Source organism: Corallococcus sp. CA053C (assembly GCF_003611675.1).
In the GTDB taxonomy this organism is placed as follows: Bacteria; Myxococcota; Myxococcia; order Myxococcales; family Myxococcaceae; genus Corallococcus.
This window is the reverse complement of sequence record NZ_RAWA01000023.1, coordinates 1-16,976: the sequence shown is the minus strand read 5'-3', so window position 1 is coordinate 16,976 and position 16,976 is coordinate 1. Positions and strand designations below refer to the sequence as shown.

Below are 16,976 nucleotides of genomic sequence, written 5' to 3'. Positions count from 1 at the left end.
TCAACCCTCAGCAACTGGGGCGGGTTGCGCCGCCCGGAACACGCCAGGGCACGTAGACGGTGTTGATGCCCGGAGCCGCCGGGTCGTAGAGCACGACGATGACGTCGCGGCTGGGGAGGAAGTCGAACTCGGACGCGCTGTCCAGGGAGAGACGGCCCTCATACCGCTCGCCGCGCGCGATGAAGCTCCAGCGCAGCTCCGTGGGCGGCGGCCCCTTTTTGCGCACCGGCTTTCCGTCGCCGAAGTACGTCACCCGCGCGAGAATCGGGATGCCCACGCGGGCCGCGCGTGACTCACGGTGGTTGGTCCGCACGACGCGCAACAGGCCCACGGCGCCCACGAGGGGGAACAACAGCGCCAGCCCTCCCAGGCGCCCCATGGGGGTGAGGGTGGTGCCACGGATACGGGCCTGGCCTCCGCGCGACTCGAGGACCACGCGCTGGCCCGGCTCAAAGCGACCGCCCGGCTCGCAACTGCGCCCCACCAGCGCGCCGTCCTCCGAGTGGAAGCGCGCGCAGTACACGGGCGGATGGGGCCTGCGCTTGCGCATCCCTACCTCGACCGAGTCGACGACGCCGGGGACTTCGAAGGAGCGCAGGTCCAGCAGCAGGTCCCCCACGGCGCGAGGGGACTGGAAGAAGGCACAGACGAGCCCACCGGCGAGCAGGGTGAAGAGGCTGGTGTAGAGCGCGACGCGCTGGGGACCCGCGAAGGCGAGCACCAGGCGCCGGGCCTCCTTCGAGGGCACGCGCGGCGCTCTCGGGACGCTCGCGAGCAGGGCACGCGCCCGCTCGAGGTCGTCGGACGGCACATCTGCGAACGCTGCTCGGTTGCTCTCGGGAGGTGGGTCGGACAGTGGCAGCAAAGACATGGGAGGCCATTAGACTCGACCGTGGCCGCCCTGTCCGGAACGGAGCGCGCTCCTGGGAGTACCGGCGCAGGCGGCCGGAGGGGACGGTGCTGTATGAGGCGGTGAGGGACAATCTCGCCACGTTTCTAGCGGAGGCGAGCGAAGTGGGGTGCGGCCTGCTCCGGTACGTGGAGCGGGACTTCACCCGATACCTGGAGTGCGGAGTATTGGCGCACGGCTTCGCGCGGGTGCGTTGTGAGAGTTGTAATGACGAACTTCTCGTCGCCTTCTCGTGCAAGGGACGAGGGGTGTGCGACCCAGGAGCGCACGCCGCGGCTGGATGGGGCCGGGTTGCTCAAGCAGGAGTTTCGCGCTGGACGTGTTCGCCTGCGGCAGGAGTGGAGGCAGGCTTAAGGGTGCTGGCGTATCTGACGGCTCCCAGTGGGGTGCGTGCCATCCTGGAGCACCTGGGACTGCCCACGCTGCCAGGGAGACTGTCCCCAGCACGGGGGCCACCCCACAGGAGCGGGTCCGCCTGTAGCCAGTCGCTAATCGAACGCCGGTGTAGACTGGAGTGCCTGCACCGGTGCATGGGCTCCCTGGCGACCTGGAGGATGGCGCGATGAAGTCCTACGTCCAGCGGAGCACCCAGGCCAGACGGGGCCCGGAGGCGAATCCCCTTCGGGAAGCACGGCCGGAATGGGAGGGCGCCTCGGGTCCGGCGGTCTCACTGCCCTGGGAGGTTCGCGCCGGCATGGAGCGCTCCTTCCACACGGACTTCTCGCACGTGCGGCTGCACACGGGCTCCTGGGTGGGTCGCACCGGGGATGACGCGGCCACGCGGGGTGAGCACATCTTCTTCCGTCAGGGCCTGCCCCGTTTCGACACGCACGAGGACCGGGCACTGCTCGGTCATGAGCTGACGCACGTGGTGCGCCAGCGCCAGGGGATGCCGTACGGACCGGGGCGGCTCTCGCATCCCGGCATGGAATCCGAGGCCGACGCGATGGGTGAGCGCGCCGCGCTGGGGCAGCCCGTGTCACTCATGGGCGCGGGCTCCTCGGCCCATCCCGTGGACGGAGGGGCGCTGGCCCCAGGGCCCGTGCAGGGCGGCAAGAAGAAGGTGCTCCGACGCAGGAAGGCACGCGAGGCGCACCAGCGGCTCATCGAGGAGGAACGGCAGCAGGAAGCCCGGAAGCAACAGAAGAAGGAGGCCCGGGAGACGCAGCGGACCGAGGGCCCTTTGGTTCTGGAGAAGCGGATCTACGGACACCGCCCGGTCAAGAGGGTTCCCCCGGCCTACCAGGGGGTCGTCACTCAACTGCAAGCGGCATTGGCCGAGCTGAAGACGCAGCGCAGGGCTCAGAAGGTAGAGCTCGCGGCAGGGATCTACGAAGAGCGCGCAAGATTCCCCGACGAGGTGAAGAGGAAGGATTTCGGCAATCACCCAGGCGGGGCCGCGTTCATGGACAATCTTTTCGGGGAGAACGGAAGCTATGTCCGCGACCTGCTCGCGACGAACATCACGCCCCAGAAACTGCAGGAGTACCTCCAGCTCAATCCCGATCTGGCCCAGGATCTGACGTTCTCGGGTGTCGCCAAAAACCACGAGACGATCATCCGTTACAAAGGCAGGCACATCTACACACTGCAGGGCGGAGCGTCTGCCTTCTACCCCAAGCCGCGAGCCGCGACTGAGGCACCCTTGCGTCGGACGCTCTTCTCCAAGCATGGCGCTCAAGCCGGCAAAGAATACGTCCTCGACGACCGGGGCGTGCCCACGCGCCGTCACGCCTACTCCCTCAAGGATGACACCCAGGTGGGCATCCTCCGGCGCAATGACACGCTGAGGGGCAGGTTCATCTCCGTCGCCAACAACGCCGATGTCATGAACGCGACGGGCTATGATCAGGTGCAGTTGGGCTCATTCCCGGGGGACATCGCGCCGGATAGGAGGCTGAGCGAGAACGACATGGTCTTCGTTCACCAGGAGTTCGGATCCTCGGATCGTCAGCGCGGAGTAAGCATCTCAAGCTCGCCCACGCCGCTGCTGTCGAACGAGGCCCGTGGGTTCGCCAGACGGGACGACCCGAGGGCCCGGAAGCTCCAGATTGACCTGGCCACCATCCCGCTCCAGCAGCCGGGGGGCGCGCCGAACCTGGTCAACCTCTACCAGCGCATCCCAGGTTTCGAGCAGCACAAGGTCGTGGTGCCCGACCTCTACAAAGTGACTCCGCGTAGGCCGCCACGCCCGCACGACCGGGGGAGATTGGAGTATCCCGCTGGGCCTGGACAGGAGCACTTCGACTGGTCGATCGGGAAGAACCGGGAGCTGTTCCTGCGGGAGCTGAGGGCGGAGAACCTGTCGGGGGAGGTCCCGCCCTCTCTGCTGGAGAGCATGCTCTACATCCCGGAAGGGGCTGATGCGATGGATGAGCTGCAGGAGATCATCCGCCAGATCCTGCGCGATGCGAAGCACACCCCGTTCAATCCCTTCGCCCCCGTCTGACACACCCCCGCGCCGGTGTCTCCCGGCGCGCGCGGTTTCGCATCCACTCAGTGCAGGGGTGCTGGCCCGCACCGGCGCATCGTCGCTTCGCTACGGAGTCTGGGGCTTGAGTCCGGCGATGCTGTGGTTCACCGGCACCCAGTCAAAGCCCTTGCCGTCGGACAGGACGCGCCCGATGCCCGGGAAGGAGATGTGCGCCGCCGCGACGAGGTAGCCCTTCGCGGCCGCCTCGGCCATCGCCTTGCGCCGCTGGCGGGCCGCGGCCGACGCGTCGAGGTCGAACTGGATCGTCACGCCGGGCGACGGGAACCGCACAGTGTGGTCGAAAATCCCGGTCGCTCTTGTAGTCTCCGCCCATGAGCAAGCGGACCAGTGACAACAACGGCGCGACGTTCCTCATGGATGGGGAGGACTTCTTCGCTGCCTTCGTCGCGTGTCTGGACGAGGTGCGGCGCAGTGTCTCCGACGGGACCGTTTCGTTGTCGCAGCAGCAGGCTCCCGTGCCCGCGAACACCTACGTGCGGCTGGCCTACTGGGCCATGGAGCCGCACCTGCCCCTGAGCAAGGACACGCCCGACTTCACGCTGGAGGTGGCGCTGAAGCAGTTGGCGGACCTGGGCATCCACGTGGAGATCATCCTGTGGGATCCGGACGCCCTGTCGGCCAACGCCGGCGGCGACGAGAACTTCGCGAAGAAGGTGGCCCGCGGGAACCAGGCGGTGAAGAAGGCCCTGGACGGCTACAAGAAGAAGATCCTCGTCTACCTGGAGAGTCACCCGGCCCTGGGGGGCGTGGGCCTGGGGCTGCACCAGAAGATGGCCCTCTTCTCCGTCGGAGGACGGCTCAAGGCGCTGGTGGGCGGCTTCAACATGGAGGAGGAGTACTGGGACACGGCCTACCACCACGGCCAACACCCCATCACGAAGCACGGGCACACCCTCCATGACACGGCGGTGTTGGTGGAAGGGCCGGTGACGTGTCACATCGAGGAGGAATGGCTGCGTCGGTGGATGCGGCAGGTGTCGTTCCAGCTCTGGGAGACGCCGCCATACAAGGTCCGGGGCGCCGTTCGGGCGCTCGCCACGGATCAGCCCCAGGACGGCGGGCTGCGGATCTCCGTGCTGACGACGGGTGTCTCCGCCACGAGCACCGAACACAGCATCCGGGATGAAATCAAGACGCTCCTCCAGGGCGCCAACGCGTATGTCTATGCGGAGAACTACCAGTTCTTCGAGCCGGAGATCATCACGGAGATCTGCCGGAAGCTGAAGACGCAGAAGCAATTCCAGGTCTGCGTGGTGATCCCGGATCCCATCTGTGATCCGACGCAGGCGAACACCCAGTTGTCACGCATCGCGTACACCCGGATGTTGCTGGCGAGCTTCAAGGAGAAGGGCGGGACCAAGGGCAAGCTGGACGAAGCCTTGCTCAGCCTGAGGATCCACGACGTCACGGACCCGGTGAACAACGAGCAAGGGGTGTATTACAAGGTCCTCGACGCGAAGAAGCCGAAGGGCTGGATGGAGGGCACGAGGCTCCAGATGCGCCCTCCCGAGCTCAAGGGCCAGAAGACCGTGAGCAAGCCGGTGACGGTGGCGCTGGAGGCGATTGATGGACTGGACCTGGCGGAGGGCACCACGCCCCGCGTCCAGTTCTACTGCCCGGTGCGCTTCCCGGCGGACAGCGACCAGTACGCGAACAGCACGAAGATCTATGTGCACTCGAAGCTGATGCTCATCGACTCGCGACACGTCATCGTGGGCAGCGCGAACTTCGGCCATCGCAGCATGCAGTACGACGGGGAGATGAGCCTCCACATCCAGAGCGACGAGTTCGCGATCGAAGTGAAACGGAAGCTCTTTCCGCACTACAACGTGCACTCCATCAAGGAGGTGCCCGCGGCGCTCCGCGACGATGCGCGGAGCGCGTACAATCAGGTGCGGCTCATCCCCCGGAGTCCAGGAGAGCTGGGGGCGGGCTCCGAGAAGGTGAAGGAGAAGCTGCCCTTCCCACTGGACTACAGCTGGTTCTGAGCGCGGGTGCGGCGGCACGTCAGGTGAGGTTCAGGATGTTGGTGTCGATCTGGAGCTGCTTGGCGATCTGGGCGTCCTTCTTCCGCTTCGCCACCCGCTTCGACCTCAGGATCGTGCCGAACTCCGCGCGGGTTTTCGGCACGGGATAATATTGCACGGCACTCTCGAACGTCTGGCGGAAGCGCTTGTCTGTTTTGCTTTCCAGCTCGTCGAAGGCGTCCTCCCGCGACCGTTTCTTGCTGGCGCTTGCCTTTTGGGGAATCCAGAAGTCCGAGATGTCAATGGGCAGGCTCAGGAACGTCGGATTGACGGGGGGCGCGCTGGGTTTGATCACCGAGCCCCCTCCCACCGTGGGCTGGGAGGCCTTGTCCTGCGGATAGGCCTGGACCGCGACCACCTTTTCCGTGGCCTTTCCACCGACCCGGAACCCTGTGCCAAAGCTGGTCGCGCTCGATTGGCCGAAGACGAATCCCTCTTCGGGTTGGGACTTCAACGAGGGATTCGCGACGGGATCCAGGACGGCGGTGTCCAAGCCGACGAAGTGCTTCGAGGGCACCGGCGGGACGGCGTCCTCCTTCAGGACGTGGTTCGGGAATTTCGTGCTGTCGACCGCCAGCTCTGCCTTCCAGACGTGGGGCACGCGCCGGGGAATCGTCATCGTCTTGGCGCCACCGTCCGTCTGCGTCACCGTGGACGGAATCACGCTCCAGGCCGCCAGGTCCGCGACCTTCACCGTGTAGTCCTGGTCGGCGTACTCGACGGCCACCTTCATGTCGATGGGCACGCTGGTGTCGAAGCGCTTGTTGACGGTGTCGTAGGGCCCCTTCTCCGCCATGATTTCCATCACGCGCCAGGCTGGCGAATTGAAGTCACGAAGCTGCGGCGCCAGGTTGTCCGCGCGGTAGCTGTCCTGACCCAGGATCTTGTCGCTCACCAGGTGGCCGCCCGCATAGTTGAACTTGGCGGTGACGGGGCGGTCGAACATCGCCCGCTCGTGCTCGCCGATGTTGCCGATCTCCGTCTGCGGCGCCGCGGCCTGGCGTGAACTCGGCGTGCGGCGCGTCCCCTCCACCACCACGTGGATGGAGTTGGGCCGGTCCACGGCGTCGTAGATCTTCTTCGAGCTCTTGATGAACTCGCTGGGCCGGACCTGCGCTCCGTTCTGGATGGGGTAGGGGTAGTCGCCCAACTGCGTCTTGAGGTTGTCGTTGAGGACGGAGATGGGGTGCTTGACGGACGTGGAGTTCGGGGTGCCGACGATGTGGGGGCTCTTCATCTGGATGACGTCGGCGCTGGCCTGGGAAGACGCCGCATCCGGGACGTGCCCGACGGAGACGGACCGGCCGCTGACCGCCGCGCGCCCCAGGGCGTCCGCTTCGCGCTCCAGCCCCGCGTCCGCGTTCACCTTCGCCCCACCCAGCGAGAAGCCGCCCCCCACGCGGTCCTGGCGCTGACGCACCACGTGCGCGAGCTCATGGCCGATCAGCTCCAGGCCGCGAGTACTGGAAGGATCATAGTGGCCCCTCGCGAAGCGGATGGTGTCGCCTCGGGTGTACGCGTGCGCGTCGAAGGGCAGCGCCTCACGGCTCTGGTCGATCCGCACCGACCGGAAGTCAGCCCCGAAGGCATCCTCCATGCGGGTGCGCACGGGCTCCGACAAGGGCTCGCCCCGTCGCTCGGACAGGCTCGGCCCGGATGGCACGGGGGTCTTCGCCATCTTCGCGCCCATCGTCCACCTCGCTGCCGTCACCACTCCAGCGCATGACGCTATCACGCGTGAGCACGGTGCTCCGCTGGGGACACCGCGTTGACGCGTTCGCCCGCGTCCTGTTAACCCGACGGTCGCCCCTCCAGGAGTCCCCATCCATGAATGCGCCCGAAACCAGTCCGCGGCTCGACGAAATGCCCTCCGCGCCTGGGCCTGCCCGCGCCCACCTGGAGGCGGAGCTGGCTCGGTTGCGCGCCATCGTGCGCCGCGCGACGGCGGAGGACTCGGGGGCGGCGGAGCGCGGGCCGCTGGACCTCACGGCGCTCCAGGACGCCATCCGCCAGCAGGTGGACGCCGCGGACTCGGCGGGACTTCGCCTGCCTCTCGCCCAGCTCGCGCGGACGTTCCACCTGTCGCGTCTGGACCTGGATCTCCTCCTGCTCGCGCTCGCGCCGCTCCTGGATCCAAGCTTCGGTGAAACCTACGCGCGCCTGCTGGGTGATCCCCGCCGGACCTATCCCACCGTCGATTCCGCGAGGACGTTGCTCGCCCCGGTGCTCGGTGATGCGGGCGACCTCATCGAGGCCTTCCACCCGGAGGCGCCCCTGCTGCGCTGGGAGCTGCTCGCGATGGAAGGCGTCCGGGACACGGTCTCCAGCGACCTGTACCTCCGGCCCTTCTTCATCGACCTGGAGATCCTGCACTTCATCATGGCGTCGGATCACCCGGGCCCGTTCGCGGAGGGACTCGCACTCGTTGCTCCGGAGGTGCCGGAGGACTACCGGCTGGGCTCGGCCGCGGTGCGCGCGCTCGGCACCTTGTGCGGGCGCCTGAAGGAGGGCGTCCCCCAGGGCTTCCGCTTCGCCGTCGAGGTGCATGGCCCCGCGGTGGGCGAGGCCCTGCCGTGGCTGGCGGCGGCGACCGGGACGCTGGGGCTCCAGCTCTTCTCCCTGGAAGCAGGCCGGCTGCTGGAGGGGACCACCCCACCGGAGCGGCGGGCGCGTCGCATCACCCGGACGCTGGCCCTGGAGCGTGGCGCCCTGGTGCTTCGGGGCGCGGACCGGTGCTTCGCGGAGGACGCGTCAGCCGGGGCGCGCCGCGTGTTCGCGGAAGTGCTCGGTGAGCTGCCGTTCGTGTACCTGCTGCTCGAAAAGCCGCTGTCCGCGGGCAGACGCCGCACGCTCCCCGAGGCGCTCAGGAGCCTTGAAGTCGAGCTGGGCCTGCCCGGTCCGGAGGAGCGGGCGCAGGCGCTCACGCAGACGCTGGGCGCGCTCGCCGTGCCCGTGGATCCGGACCTGGACCCCGCGGCCCTGGCGGACGCCTTCAACCTCACGGGCATGCAGCTGCGCGACGCCGTCCTCGCGGCGCACGAGCGCGCCCGGACGCGGCCGCGAGGCGGTGGGAGGATCTCCCGGCAGGATCTGGTCGCGGGCGCCTTCGCGCAGACGGAGCACCGCCTGGGACAGCTCGCGCGGCGGATCGAGCCGGGCTCCACCTGGGAGGATCTCGTGCTGCCGGAGTCGTCGGTCCGGCAGCTGCGGCTGCTCTGCGTCCACCGGCAGCAGCGCCGCCACGTCCTGGAGCAGTGGGGCTTCGGTGAGAAGGTGCTCTACGGTGGCGGGACGCACGCGCTGTTCAGCGGTCCTCCCGGCACCGGCAAGACGATGGCCGCGCGCATCATCGCCGGGGCGCTGGGCCTGCCCCTCTTCGCGGTGGATCTCGCTTCGGTCGTGAGCAAGTACATCGGTGAGACGGAGAAGAGCCTGGGCCAGGTGTTCGATGAGGCCGCGCGCTCGAACGCCATCCTCTTCTTCGACGAGGCCGATGCGCTCTTCGCCAAGCGCACCGAGGTGAAGGGCTCTCACGATCGGTACGCGAACCTGGAGACCGGCTACCTGCTGCAACGGATGGAGCAGCACGAGGGCATCACCCTCCTGGCAAGCAACATGCGCGACAACCTGGACGCGGCGTTCGCGCGAAGGCTGTCGTTCATCATCGACTTCCCGTTTCCAGACGTGGGTCGCCGCCGACAGCTTCTTGACAAGTTCGTGCCCCGTGCGGCGCCCGTCGATGGCCGCGTGGACTGGCACTATCTGGCGGAGAAGCTCGAGCTTTCCGGTGGCAGCCTGCGCAATGTCGTCCTCGACGCGGCGTTCCAGGCGGTGGACCGGGGGACGTCCATCGACATGCGGGCGCTGCTCTCCGCCGCGCGGCGCGAGTACGGGAAGCTGGGCCGGGCCTTCCTGACGGGTGACTTCCAGGAGTACGCCGAACTGCTCACCGAGTCCGCGGAGCGCTGATCCGAGGGCAACCCCTGACGTCGCATCACCTTGTCAGGGGTTCGTGACGAAAGCCTTCAATGGTTGACACACTCCATGTCCCTGGGTCTCATGCCGGACGCTCGCATCCGGAGCTTCACAGCCGCAAGGGGACAACATCATGGCAGACGCAGGCTATCGAAGCATCGAGGTTTCCGTCGTCAACAACACGCAGGCCACGCTGAACGTGCGCACCGCGACCATCACCGGCGTCGACACGGGATGGATCGACGGGGAGCAGGCCACGGTGGGTGAGCCCATCGAGCAGTACGCCGGCGCGCTCTGGGGCGTGTCGACGGACAACCCCGCCGCGACCGCGGGCGCCACCGTGCACCTGAGCGGTTTCGGAAACGTTCCCGTCGCGATCGACTTCCGCAACGATCAGTTCGGCACCAGCACGGTCAACGCGACGGGCAACGACAAGATCCGCACCAGCGTCGGTCAGCTCCAGACGTCGGACCCCAACCACACCATCTTCCAGGTGGAGCTGCTGCCGGCCCAGACCATCGCCCACACGCAGGCCCTGGCGCTGCGCGGCGTGGGTGGCATCGCCGGCCTCCTGGCCGCCCACAAGAAGGACAAGTAGTCCTTCGCGGGGCGCTGTCGTCCCCGTCAGCGGCCGCCCGGTTCACACCGGGCGGCCGTTGTGTTTCCAGGACGCGGGGAAGCGCCGGTGCGCAGGCTCCCCGTTCGCGTCAGTCGTCGCGGTCGTTGTTGCCGCGGCGGGGGTCGTGCAGGGTGATGGACACCACGACGGCGTCGGGCTGCCGGTCGTCGATGTTCACGTCCTTGCGGCACCCGTCCGGAATACCCTCCGGCGTGAAGTCGAACCGGCCCACCCACGGCAGGGTCCATGACAACCGGATGTAGCCGTGGACCGATCCCATCCGCACGAAGGCGCTGGTTCCCGAACCAATCACCGTCGACTCGCTCATCCACGTCACCGCGGACTGCGGCGGGACTTCGTCCCCCTGCTTCGGCGCCAGCTTGTCCGTCCATTGCCCTTTCAGGGTGGCCACACCCTGCACGGTGAGCACCTGGTTCGTGCTGTTCTGGAAGACCACCTTGACACTTCGGTAGACCGTCATGGCTCGTTCCTTCTTCGTACCAGGGTGACCATCATCACGACCTGGTCGAAGTTCTCGGTGTTGAAGTCGATGAGGTAGTCGAGGGGCGGGGGGACCTTGACCTCTTGCGTCCGCTGGCCCACGTCGAAGTAGGGCAAGTTCCAGGAGATGTCGATGTAGCCCTTGGTGCAGCCCAGGCGCAGGAAGCCCATGACGCCCACGCCATCCACCGTGGACTGGTTCAGCCACTTCGCTGAACTCTGCTTCTCCACCACGTCGCCGCGGCGCGGCGCGGCGGGCGGGCCCCACTCGCCGCGCATCACCTCCGCGCTTTCGAGCGTGAGCAGCTCATTGGTGTTGTTCTGGAGCACGACGTCCATGCTCCTCAAGACCATCTGCACGGTCAGCTCCCTGGAGGAACAGCGCTGGAGGCCACGCGATCCTGCGTCACGGTGACCAGCACCGCGATGGAGGCCGGCTCGTCGTCATTCACGCGGATGGCGACATGGCGGAGGGGGGAGGCGAACGTCACGTCACAGGTGAAGTCGCCAATCCAGGGCAGGTGCCACTGGACGTTCAGGTAGCCGTTCTGCGACCCCAGCCGCGCGTAGGCCTGGGTTCCCCGCTGGAGCACGATGGACTCGGTGGCGAAGGCGCGCGCGCTCTGCCGCTCGAGCGTGTCGCCATTCTTCAGACCGAGGCCGGAGCTCCACGCGCCCAGGAGCACCTCCGTGCCCTCCACGGTCATCACGTCATCCGTGCTGTTCTGCAGCACCACGCGGACGCTGCGATACGCGATGGGCATTCCGTCCTCGGCCAGACTCCGTCCGGCGAATGCTAGCCTACTCCCGCCGCGTTCCCACCACTCCCATGGTGTTGACGAGATAGGCGCCCGAAAACTCCGTGTCCCGCAGGTCCGCGCCGGTGAGGTCGGCCTGGTGCAGGTTCGAACCCGTGAGCCGGGCCCCCGCCAGTCGCGCGCCGCGCAGGTTCGCCCGCATGAGGTGGGCGCTGGACAGGTCGCAGCCCTCCAGGTTCGCGCCGTTGGCCTTCGTACCTGTCAGGTTGGCTCCGCGCAGCATGGCGCCCTGGAGGTCGGCGTCGGTCAGATCCGCATGGCTCAGGTCCGCTTCCGTCAGGTTGGCGCGGCAAAGCCGGCCGCGGACCATCCGTGCCTGGATCAACCGTGCGCCCACGAGGGAGGCCTCCGTCAGGTCGGCGTCCCAGAGGTCCGCGTCCTTCAGGCGGGACTGGTCCAGGCGCGCGCGGGCCAGGTGCGCACCGCGCAGGCCCGTGCCCAGCAGATCCGCGTGGCTCAGGTCCGCGTCCTCCAGCCACGCGCCCGTGAAGACGAGCCGCCGGAAGTCCGCATGGCGCAGGTCGGCCTTGCGCAGATCCACGCCGTCCATGGGCCAGATGCGCGCCAGGTGCCGCTTCTGCGCGAGCAGGAGCCAGGGCGCTCCCCCGTTCCTGAGGGCGCGGACCTGCTCCTCCTGCGTCCAGTCCCGGGTGTTGCCACCCTCTGGGTAGCAACTGGAGAACCAGCTCACGGCCTCGTCGCACGCGCCCTGGGCCCGGAAGTGATCCGCGTGGACGAAGGCGGAGGCTTCCGGGAGCACGCGCAGGGCGTTGGCCATGTCCTCCAGGCTGGAGAGCTGCTGCACGCCCGGGCCCGGCGGGATGGTGGTGCCTCCGTCCAGCACCAGCAGGGGCTTGTTCCGGCCGAGCGCCAGCCCCGTGGCGAGGAAGGACTCGTTCTGCCGGGGACGGACGACGAGCACCGCCTGGGACTGATCGATGGCGGTGGCGAGCGCGAGTCCGCTCACGTGGCGCGGATCCACCCGCTGGTAGTCATGGCCCTCGGCGCGCAGGCGCAGCGCGGCCTCGCTGGCCAGGGGCTCCGCTTCGTCCGCGACGATGCACACGTTCAGCATGGGGGCCTCAGATGATGCGCATCAGCTTGAGCAGCGACATGAACGGAGGCACGGCGCTGGCCTTCTGCGTCTGCACCGCTTCGCCTCCGACGTATTCCGAGGACTCCGTGGGGGTGGGCGGGAGCGTCAGCGCGTTGTCCAGCTTGTGGATGTGCTCCGCCAGCGCCAGCTTCTTCTGGGACAGGATGGTGCCCGAGTTCTGGGGCGTGGGGTCGAACTGGGCCTGGATGTCGTGCTGGTGGTGGATGGAGTGTGTGTGGACCTGGAGCACCACGTCGTGCGTGTGCTCCTCCTCCCCGCCGGTGGTTCCAATCTCCTCGTAGCTCGACACCGAGCGCACGAACAGGTCGCGCAGGTCGGGCAGCCGCTGGCCCACCAGCGGGCTGTCCGGATGGGTCACCGTGCTGCCGTCGCAGATCTGGAAGCCCTCGAGGATGACTTGCGAGGAGTCAGGGGGCCGCCACGCGTCCACGATGGTGCCGATGGGGATGGGCACCACCGCCACCGTCTGCTCCGAGCCGTCGGGGAAGATGAGGCCGCCCGTCGCATCGATGATGCCGTTGACGGTGAGCGCGTCGACCGGGACCCGCGTACCGATGCCGACGAAGCCCCTTCCACCGGAGACGGTCAGCGTTGGCGCATGCGTCGCGTCCGGGGCCCCCGACGTGAGCAGCAGGTCGCCTGTATCCCGCAGCGTCAGCCCGCCCGTGGACAGGAAGGTGATGGCGTGGGCGGAGGGATCGCCGCTCCAGATCTGGCCGCCTCCCAGGAAGCGGACGGCCGCGCCTCCGTCGAGCCGCACGTCACCGTGGGCGACGTGCACGGACGCCTCGGGTGTCTCCGTGCCGATGCCCACGCGCCCCTCCGCGGTGACCGCGAGCACCGGTTGGCCATTGCCCTGGGCGATGCGCGCGAGCAGCCGCGTCTGGATTTGAAAGGGCGTCTCTCCGCCGGGCGCGGCGTCGTCACCCAGCCGTCCCAGGGTGAGCACGTTCGCGCCGTGGATCTCCTCGATGATGGCCTGCACGGCCCCGGCCCGGAGCACGTCGCCCACGCGCAGCTCCGTGGAGAACGCGGTCCCGTTGCCGTACGCCGTGAGCCGGCCGCCCTGGAGACCCCGGCCGGCCGAGGGCGCTTCGGTGAGCACGAGGCTTCCCCGGCCCACCGACTGACCGGCGCCGACGACATCGAGCCCGGCCGTGGGGACTCCCACGCCTACGCCCAGGGCGCCCTGGATGGCGGCGGAACCCAGGAGGTTGATCTTCGGTGCCTCCACGTGGAGCGCTCCCGCCTCGGGGCCCGCCCAGAGCCGCGCGGGGCTGGTCGTGGGGTTCGTGAAGGCCAACGTGCCCACGACGAGGCTGCTGTAGCGACGCGCGTCGACGTCGATGGCGACGACCTCCCGGTACACCGACAGCGTCACGCTCCCGAGGACGAGCTCCACCGAGGCGTCATCGGGAGGGGCCGCGAGCGCGCGGACGCGCGGGGCGACGCGGGTGCGCAGGAACCAGGTCCCCTGGGCGTCTCCGACCTGTGAGACCGGAGCCTCGTCGTAGCGCACGGTGATGTAGAGCTCCGATTCGGCGAGGGCCTGGAGGTCCACGGTGACGGGGGCGGACAGCACCAACTGGCGACCGAGCGAATCGAGCGCCATGCCCGCGTTCACGGAGACGAGGTTCGTGCCGGACGCGCGCAGCTCCAGTCCTTCCGTGATGCCCCAGGTGTGAAGGCCCTGGTTCGCCGTCCGGTCCTGCGTGAGCTGGTATTCCTGCTGGAGCGACAGGTCCTCCGCCTGGAGGAGCGCTCCCGGCAGGAACAGCGGTCTCTGGTTCCCGGGACTCATCGTGTCCTCACTTGATCCGGATGAGCTTCAGCAGCCCGTAGAAGGGCGGAAGCAGGGAGGCCGGCCCGGAAGGGGCCTGGGTCCCCGCGTCGCCGTTGTCCCGGGTGTTCGTCGTGGCGGACGAGAAGATCTGCGCCCGGAAGTTGTGGACGTGGCCCCGGTCGCAGAACTGGCTCGCGAGCCGGTCGGCGGGGCCGTCGTTGCCGTTCGCCTGTCCACTCAGCCCGGCGTAGTCGGGGTGGGTGTGCTGGAACGGATGGTTGTGCGCGGGCACCGTGTAGACGTGCACGTGGGTGTCGCTGCCGCCAGGCCCCACGTCGTTCACCGATCCGACGCCCCGGATGAAGCGCGAGGTGAGGGACGGAAGCTGCTTGCCGTAGAAGGGGCTGTCCTCGTCGTCGACGGTGCTGCCGTCGCAGATCCGGTATTCGCCGGGGATCTGCACCTGGGCGTTGGGCCGCCACCAGTCGATGATGCCCCCAATGGGGAGGGCGATCTCCGCGGTCTCCTGCACCGTGCCGTCGGGGAACACGAAGCCACCCGCGATCCCCCGCGCCTCGTCGCCGACGGAGCGCAGGGCGCCTTCGACGACGAGCGCATCCCCCGGTGCGTCCGTGCCGAGTCCCACGTTGCCGCTCGCCGCGAGGAAAAGGCCGAAGGGCAGGGGAGACGGGGCCGTGCTGGCGCGCAGGTGGAGGTCGCCCGCGGTGCGAAGTCCCAGGAAGCCCTCGCGTTGATTGAAGCGGATCTCCTGGGCGCCGGTGAGATCCTGGATCCGGCCGTCCGCCTGGAACTCCACCGCGCCCCCGCGCAGCAGGACATCCCCTCCGGAGACCGCGAGTCGCGCGGGCGTTCCCGACAGGTCCCTGCCAATCCGGACCTGGGCCGTCGCGTCGCACGTCAGGAGCGCACGACCGTCAGGCGAAGCGAACCGGGCAATGGACTCGCGGCGGAACTGCCAGAGCGCGTCCTGGGCTTCCAGGGGGGACGCGGTGACCACGCGCCCATCCGGAAGGACGGCGGCGATGGCGCTCTGGACCTGTTGCCCCTGACGGTCCCGGGTGAGGATCCGGTCGCCCACCGCCAGCAGCCTTCCGAGCGTCGGATCCGTGCCGGTGACGAGCGTTCCGTCGCTGGACAGGAGCCCGGGGCCCACGAGCGGCGCGTTGGGCTCGCGGATGTCGAGCGGGCTGGTCGGGAGCGTCGTGCCGATGCCGAGCATGCCGCCCTGGAGCGACACCGTGGCTTCCCGTGGCGCTTGCAGGGGCTGGATGCGCAGCTCGTTCGCGCTGATCCGCACCCCATGGTCCTCCGCCGCCGACCAGCCCAGCAGCGACGGCTCCCGCGTGCGCGCGAGCCGTGGGCTGACGAACCGCAGCGCACCGACTTCCAGGCCCGCATGGCGGCGCAGGGTGAAGTCCAGGGTCGGCCCCGCCGACACGCTCGCGAGCACCAGCCGCGGCTCCAGGTCGGGGGCTCCCAGGGGCTCCCATGACAGCTCCGCGGACTCGCGCAGGCGCGGCAGTCCATCGGGTTGCAACGGGGGGATGACCTCCTCGGTCCGGGTGAGGACGAGTCGGCTGTCGACGAAAGGCACGGGGAGGTCCGCGTCCCGAGGCTCCGTGAGGCTCACGAGCTGGCCCGAAGGATCGACGGCGATTCCGGGGGACACCGTCACCCGGAGCGGGTTCGCGCTGAGCGAGACGGCGAGGCCGGTGGCGATGCCCCACGTGTGCAGCACCCCGTCGTGCGTGTGGCGCAGGCGCGCCAGGTAGTCCTGTTCGGCCGAGTAGTCACCCGCCGCCAGGAACTCCCCCGGAAAGTAGCGGGGCTTCTCCAGCTTCGTCGTCATGGCGTGCCCTCGTTCCTCACCGGATGCGCATGATCTTCACGAGCCCGAAGTAGGACGGAAGGTTCGCGGTGGTCTGCGTCACGGCCGGGGGGCTCACGATGCCCGAGTTCTCGTGGGAGGTGGTTGTGTCCGTCTCATCGACCCGGATCTCGACGGCGTGTTGGTGGTCGAAGCTAGTGAGCTTGTCGTCGGTGGCGTCGGAGTAGGGCTCGCCCAGTGTGTTGCTCGACGTTCCCCGGAACCACCCGTGGTTGTGGGCCACGCCATGGGTGTGCTGGGGCACCTGCGTGAGCAGGTGCGAATGGCTCTGCGCCCCCCCGCGCTGCCCGATGCTCATGTAGTCCCCCGTGCCCCGGACGAAGAGGCCCCGGAGATCCGGCAGCCGCACCCCGTTCAGGGGCGAGCCCGGGTCGTTGATCACGTGGCCGTCACAGATGGCGAACGCCGCGGGCAGGAGCAGCACCACCCCCTTGGGCAACCACCAGTCGATGATCATTCCGACCCGGACCGTGGTGGAGCGGGCCGCGGTGGGCTGCACCTTTCCGTCCGAGAACCGGAAGCCTCCCTGGAGCGCACGCACGCGCCCGAGCACGGAGAGCCGCGCCTGGGGAACGTCCTGGGCGCCTGTGATGGTCGCGTGTCCGTTGGGGTACAGCACCACCGGGGGCATGCCCGTGCCCGCCTGGAGCTGGATCCTCCCGGAGTCGGCGCTCGTGGTCTTCAGGGCCACCAGCTCCATCCGGGGCGGCGCGTCCTGGAAGGAGAGGCTGCTCGTACCGTCCTCGGCGCGCAGCGTGCCCGCCCCCTCGAAGAGCAGCGCCTGCCCCGCGTCCATCCGGAGGGCTCCCGCGATGTCCAGCCG

At 68.6% G+C, this 16,976-nt stretch carries 15 protein-coding genes; 5 read left to right on the top strand and 10 right to left on the bottom strand.

Annotated elements, in window-relative coordinates; translation table 11 throughout:
- Nucleotides 1–7: 7 nt before the first annotated feature.
- Nucleotides 8–811 (bottom strand): hypothetical protein, encoded by an 804-nt coding sequence (locus tag D7V97_RS05110; protein WP_120609461.1) that lies wholly within the window; start codon nt 809–811, stop codon nt 8–10.
- 32 nt (nt 812–843) lie between these two features.
- Between D7V97_RS05110 and D7V97_RS45735 the strand changes: the two genes are divergently transcribed.
- Together D7V97_RS45735 and D7V97_RS05100 are read left to right on the top strand one after the other, a co-directional pair.
- On the top strand, nt 844–1,476 hold the full coding sequence (locus D7V97_RS45735; RefSeq protein WP_368668873.1) for a transposase zinc-binding domain-containing protein: 633 nt from the start codon (nt 844–846) through the stop codon (nt 1,474–1,476).
- Nucleotides 1,473–3,359 (top strand): DUF4157 domain-containing protein, encoded by a 1,887-nt coding sequence (locus D7V97_RS05100; RefSeq protein WP_147444689.1) that lies wholly within the window; start codon nt 1,473–1,475, stop codon nt 3,357–3,359. The genes D7V97_RS45735 and D7V97_RS05100 overlap by 4 nt, the downstream gene beginning before the upstream one ends.
- A gap of 90 nt (nt 3,360–3,449) precedes the next feature.
- On the opposite strand, the gene D7V97_RS05095 is transcribed toward D7V97_RS05100, so the two are convergent.
- Complete coding sequence (locus D7V97_RS05095; RefSeq protein WP_147444688.1) at nt 3,450–3,653, bottom strand: hypothetical protein; 204 nt, start codon at nt 3,651–3,653, stop codon at nt 3,450–3,452.
- A gap of 62 nt (nt 3,654–3,715) precedes the next feature.
- On the opposite strand from D7V97_RS05095, the gene D7V97_RS05090 reads away from it, so the two are divergent.
- Complete coding sequence (locus D7V97_RS05090) at nt 3,716–5,392, top strand: phosphatidylserine/phosphatidylglycerophosphate/cardiolipin synthase family protein (RefSeq protein ID WP_120609457.1); 1,677 nt, start codon at nt 3,716–3,718, stop codon at nt 5,390–5,392.
- A 19-nt stretch (nt 5,393–5,411) separates the two neighbouring features.
- Here D7V97_RS05090 and D7V97_RS05085 read toward each other — a convergent pair whose 3' ends face one another.
- Nucleotides 5,412–7,109, bottom strand: coding sequence for a DUF4157 domain-containing protein (locus D7V97_RS05085; protein WP_158623275.1), 1,698 nt, complete (start codon nt 7,107–7,109; stop codon nt 5,412–5,414).
- A 149-nt stretch (nt 7,110–7,258) separates the two neighbouring features.
- On the opposite strand from D7V97_RS05085, the gene D7V97_RS05080 reads away from it, so the two are divergent.
- Together D7V97_RS05080 and D7V97_RS05075 are read left to right on the top strand one after the other, a co-directional pair.
- Entirely contained in the window at nt 7,259–9,400 is a 2,142-nt protein-coding gene (locus tag D7V97_RS05080; protein WP_120609455.1) for an ATP-binding protein, read from the top strand.
- 139 nt (nt 9,401–9,539) lie between these two features.
- Nucleotides 9,540–10,004, top strand: coding sequence for a hypothetical protein (locus tag D7V97_RS05075; protein ID WP_120609454.1), 465 nt, complete (start codon nt 9,540–9,542; stop codon nt 10,002–10,004).
- A 109-nt stretch (nt 10,005–10,113) separates the two neighbouring features.
- Here D7V97_RS05075 and D7V97_RS05070 read toward each other — a convergent pair whose 3' ends face one another.
- The 7 genes from D7V97_RS05070 to D7V97_RS44525 form a co-directional block, all read right to left on the bottom strand.
- Nucleotides 10,114–10,506, bottom strand: coding sequence for a hypothetical protein (locus D7V97_RS05070; RefSeq protein WP_120609453.1), 393 nt, complete (start codon nt 10,504–10,506; stop codon nt 10,114–10,116).
- The gene (locus D7V97_RS05065; protein ID WP_147444687.1) at nt 10,503–10,886 is read right to left on the bottom strand and encodes a hypothetical protein; all 384 of its coding nucleotides are present in this window, start codon (nt 10,884–10,886) and stop codon (nt 10,503–10,505) included. Before D7V97_RS05065 ends, D7V97_RS05070 begins: the two co-directional genes overlap by 4 nt.
- A 2-nt stretch (nt 10,887–10,888) precedes the next feature.
- On the bottom strand, nt 10,889–11,290 hold the full coding sequence (locus tag D7V97_RS05060; protein WP_120609451.1) for a hypothetical protein: 402 nt from the start codon (nt 11,288–11,290) through the stop codon (nt 10,889–10,891).
- A gap of 37 nt (nt 11,291–11,327) precedes the next feature.
- On the bottom strand, nt 11,328–12,419 hold the full coding sequence (locus D7V97_RS05055; protein ID WP_120609450.1) for a pentapeptide repeat-containing protein: 1,092 nt from the start codon (nt 12,417–12,419) through the stop codon (nt 11,328–11,330).
- Nucleotides 12,420–12,426: 7 nt separating this feature from the next.
- Nucleotides 12,427–14,262, bottom strand: coding sequence for a hypothetical protein (locus tag D7V97_RS05050; protein WP_120609449.1), 1,836 nt, complete (start codon nt 14,260–14,262; stop codon nt 12,427–12,429).
- A 7-nt stretch (nt 14,263–14,269) separates the two neighbouring features.
- Entirely contained in the window at nt 14,270–16,114 is a 1,845-nt protein-coding gene (locus tag D7V97_RS05045; RefSeq protein WP_120609448.1) for a hypothetical protein, read from the bottom strand.
- Nucleotides 16,115–16,130: 16 nt separating this feature from the next.
- On the bottom strand, nt 16,131–16,976 hold an 846-nt coding region (locus D7V97_RS44525), incomplete at its 5' end, for a hypothetical protein (protein ID WP_199728711.1).